The organism is Streptomyces niveus (assembly GCF_001723055.1).
Taxonomy (GTDB): Bacteria; Actinomycetota; Actinomycetes; order Streptomycetales; family Streptomycetaceae; genus Streptomyces; species Streptomyces niveus.
In genome coordinates, this window is record NZ_MDCR01000181.1 from 1 (window position 1) to 2,858 (window position 2,858).

Genomic DNA, 2,858 nt, shown 5'->3' on the forward strand with positions numbered 1-2,858 from the left:
CGGGGGTCGTGAACGGCGCCGGGGGTGGGCATTTCTTCCTCATGACGGTTCGCACACGCCCCCTGCTGCTCCTCGACGTCGACGGCCCCCTCAACCCGTACGCCGCAAGGCTGCCCCGGCCGCGCGGGTACACGACCCACCATCTGCGCCCGGCGAACTGGCTCGCCCGCCAGACGCCGGGATCCCGTGCGCACAGACGCGGGCTGCGGGTGCGGCTCAACCCCGCCCACGGTCCGCTGCTCACCGGGCTGCCCTTCGAACTGGCCTGGGCCACCACGTGGATGCACGAGGCCAACACCATGATCTCGCCGGGCGTCGGGCTGCCGGGCGATCTGCCGGTGATCGAGTGGCCCGAACTCTTCGCGACGGACCCCGACGGCCTCTTCTGGAAGACGCGTCCCCTGGTGGAGTGGGCGGACGGCCGCCCCTTCGCCTGGGTCGACGACATGATCACCGACCTGGACACGACGTATGTCGCCACTCATCACGACGGGCCGGCGCTGCTGTTGCGCATCCACCCCCGACGGGGCTTGCGGGAACGGGACTTCGCGACGCTGACCAACTGGGCGAAGTTGCTCTGACGGCACGCCGACCGCGCCGCGTCGGCACCTGTACGGCGCTGAGAAGCGTTCACGACTTGCCTTTTGCAACGCTGTAAAAGCCTCGCCCGGAGGGGAGTTGCAGCGCCGTCACACCGACCCGGAGACCGCTCCGGCACCCTCCGGAGGGAATCGTTCCACCCGGCCCGCATCCCTTCCGACCAGGCGAATCACATCCACGCCCGAATTCGTTCCAGCATTGGCATGGACCTGTCCACGATCCTTGGATACGCTCCGGCCGGGGCGGATGAGAGCGCTCTCACTCGCCCGCTGTTCCACTGTTCCATCCCCACGATCGCTGGAACAACCGAAGGGCGAATGCCTTGAGACGCAAGACAGTTGTACGTACCGGTCTGTCCGCACTCCTCCTCGTCGGTACGTGGGCGACGGCCGGGCTCGCCCCCGCCTCGGCCGCCGCACCCGACTCCGTGTCCACCTCTGCCTCGACATCGATGTCAGCCTCGGCGACGAAGGCAGCGGCGTCCGAGGGCCTGCTCACCGCCATGCAGAAGGAATTCGGCCTGACGAAGACTCAGGCCGAGGCCCGGCTCGCCGCCGAGAAGACGGCGACCGCCATCGACACCAAGGCGCAGCGCGCGGCGGGAGCGTCGTACGGCGGTTCCTGGTTCAGCGCGGCCGACAACACACTCACCGTCGCCCTCACCGACGAGGACAAGGCAGCCGCCGTGCGCGCGACCGGCGCCACGGTCAAGCTCGTGAAGCACAGCGAGAAGGCGCTCGACGCGACCATGAAGCGCATCGACGCGCTCTCCGCGCCGTCCGGCGTCAGCAGTTGGCGTGTCGACGCCGAGACCAACCGGGTCGTGGTGGACGTCCTCGCGTCGAAGAGCGACACCAAGGCCGTCGCCGCGTTCGTCGCCAAGGCCAGGAAGACCGGCCCGGTGACCGTGGCGGAGACGACCCACGCTCCGTCCACCACCGCCGCCGGGACCGTCGGCGGAGACCCGTACTACACGGGCAACGTCCGCTGCTCCATCGGTTTCTCCGTCCACGGCGGCTTCGTGACCGCCGGGCACTGCGGCCCGCGCGGCCAGTCGGTGCGCGGCTGGGACAACTCCGCCATCGGCAACTTCCAGGGATCGTCCTTCCCCGGCAACGACTACGCGTGGGTGAACGTCGCCAACGGCTGGTGGACCGTGCCCGTCGTCCTCGGCTGGGGCACCATCCCGGACCAGCTGGTTCGCGGTTCGAACGAAGCCCCCACCGGCTCGTCGATCTGCCGCTCCGGCTCCACGACGCACTGGCGCTGCGGCAACGTCCTGGCCAAGAACGTGACGGTCAACTACTCGCAGGGCGCCGTCCACCAGATGGTCCAGACGAGCGCCTGCGCCGAGGGCGGCGACTCGGGCGGCTCGTTCATCAGCGGTGACCAGGCGCAGGGCGTGACGTCCGGCGCCTCGGGCAACTGCACCAGCGGCGGGCAGAGCTTCTACCAGCCGGTCAACGAGATCCTCAGCACGTACGGTCTGACGCTGCACACCGCCTGATCAGGGCGACGGCTCACGGGCCGGTACGGATCTGCCGCCGGGTGGGCCCCCGGCGGCCGGTCGGACCTCGATCGCCGGACGGGTCTCAGTCCCCGTCCGGCGATTGCGTGTCCCGGTATCCGAAGCGCGGCGAGTCGACCCTCCCGGCCTGGACGACCGGGCCGTTCACCGTCCCGCTGATCGTGTTGCGAACGTCGAACACCTCCCGTGCCCGTACCGGTCACCGTCCGAGCAGGGCCGTGAGCGCGCCCACGGGGTCGGTGTCGGGGGTGCCGCGGGGCCACCAGTCCTCGCGGTCGCGGTCCGACTCGTACCCGTACCAGAGTCCGTCGCGGCCGAAGCGGAGCTGGAGCGAGGGCTCCGAGAGGCGGTTGCGCCAGGGGCGGAAGTGCGGGAAGTCGGCCGCCATGAGGGCGGGGCGGGCCCGGTCGAACGGGCCGGCCGGGGGGTCCCAGGGTTCCTCCAGGACGGACAGGCCCGCGAGGCCGCCCTGGCGCCAGGCGGCGACGGCGCGTGCCAGGTCCATGGGGCTGTGGTCGGTGCCCGCCGCGAGGTCGCGGTAGAGGGCGCGGGTGGAAGCGGTGAGGCCGGAGCCGGGGTGGGCGGCGGCCAGCCGGACGGCGTCCTGCCAGGGGGTGAGGCCCGCGACGGGGTCGATGCCGGTCGCGAGGAACGTGTGCGCGCGGGCCGCCGCCTCGGTCGCGAGCAGGTCGAGCGCCAGCGGGTCGGGGGCGCCGGGTGTGTGCGGATA

General features: G+C 71.3%; 2 protein-coding genes and 1 pseudogene. 2 read left to right on the plus strand and 1 reads right to left on the minus strand.

Annotated elements, in window-relative coordinates; genetic code table 11:
• Positions 1-41: 41 nt before the first annotated feature.
• Positions 42-581: an HAD domain-containing protein gene (locus BHU15_RS21535; protein ID WP_023542483.1), complete on the plus strand. Its 540-nt coding sequence runs from the start codon at positions 42-44 to the stop codon at positions 579-581.
• A gap of 341 nt (positions 582-922) precedes the next feature.
• Entirely contained in the window at positions 923-2,107 is a 1,185-nt protein-coding gene (locus BHU15_RS21540; RefSeq protein WP_069628700.1) for a S1 family peptidase, read from the plus strand.
• 220 nt (positions 2,108-2,327) lie between these two features.
• Here BHU15_RS21540 and BHU15_RS21545 read toward each other — a convergent pair.
• Positions 2,328-2,858: pseudogene (locus tag BHU15_RS21545) on the minus strand (SWIM zinc finger family protein); the annotation flags it as partial.

Excerpts from the sequence above, each read along its gene's own strand:
- BHU15_RS21535 (WP_023542483.1), top strand. The coding sequence starts at position 42 with ATGACGGTTCGCACACGCCCCCTGCTGCTCCTCGACGTCGACGGCCCC.